The 876-nt window shown below is 67.4% G+C and carries 1 pseudogene; it reads left to right on the forward strand.

Annotation, left to right across the window (positions count from 1 at the left end):
• Positions 1-259 precede the first annotated feature (259 nt).
• Positions 260-842: pseudogene (locus ABWV20_RS19225) on the forward strand (IS110 family transposase); the annotation flags it as partial.
• Positions 843-876: the final 34 nt, after the last annotated feature.

Here is an 876-nt window from a genome sequence, read left to right on the forward strand (position 1 = left end):
CACCTAATGGGAGTGCAGTCATCCCTCCGGAGCGATGGGAGGCTGTTGGCCGAGCCGTCGGCCGGTGAACACCGCTTGGCACCTGAGGCCATGACCTCTAGGTCTAGATCGTGTCCCGGCCGGCGGGTAGGTCGCCCGTTGAGTGCTACTGGGATGTCGTGCCCCCACCGTGGGTGAGCACTGATCCATTAGGTCGCTACCGGGGCGGTCTCGGCTCGCACGAGAGGAGGACGAACTGAGGTGAAGGAGGGCGATAGCAGTGATCTTCGTCGGCAACGACTGGGCTGAGGATCACCACGACGTGTATGTCATGGATGAGGCGGGCAGGAAGCTCGCGGCCAGGAGGGTTTGGCGAGGGCGTCGAAGGCCTGAGGGCCTTCTATGTCCTGCTCGGGGCCCATGCCGAGGACACCGCCCAGGTGCGGATCGGGATCGAGACCGACCGAGGCCTGTGGGTCAACGCGCTGGTCGCCGCCGGATACCAGGTGCACGCGATCAACCCCAAGGCCGCGGCGCGGTACAGGGACCGACACCACGTCAGCGGTGCCAAGTCCGACGCCTCTGACGCCAAGGTGCTGGCCGATCTGGTCCGCACCGATGCGCACAACCCTCGCTTGGTCGCCGGGGACAGCGCGCAGGTGGAGGGCATCAAGGTCATCGCCCGGGCGCACCAGAATCTGATCTGGTCGCGGACCCGGGAGACGAACCGGCTCCGCAACGCGCTGCGGGAGTACTACCCCGCCGCGCTGGTCGCCTTCGACGACCTTGACGACCGAGATGCCCTCGCCGTCCTGGATCGCGCCCCGGACCCGGCCACCGGGGCCCGGCTGACGCTGTCTGAACCGGCACGGGTTTGATGCCGCATCGTTTCCGGTC

Origin of the sequence: Intrasporangium sp. DVR (assembly GCF_040365325.1) — a bacterium.
In the GTDB taxonomy this organism is placed as follows: Bacteria; Actinomycetota; Actinomycetes; order Actinomycetales; family Dermatophilaceae; genus Intrasporangium.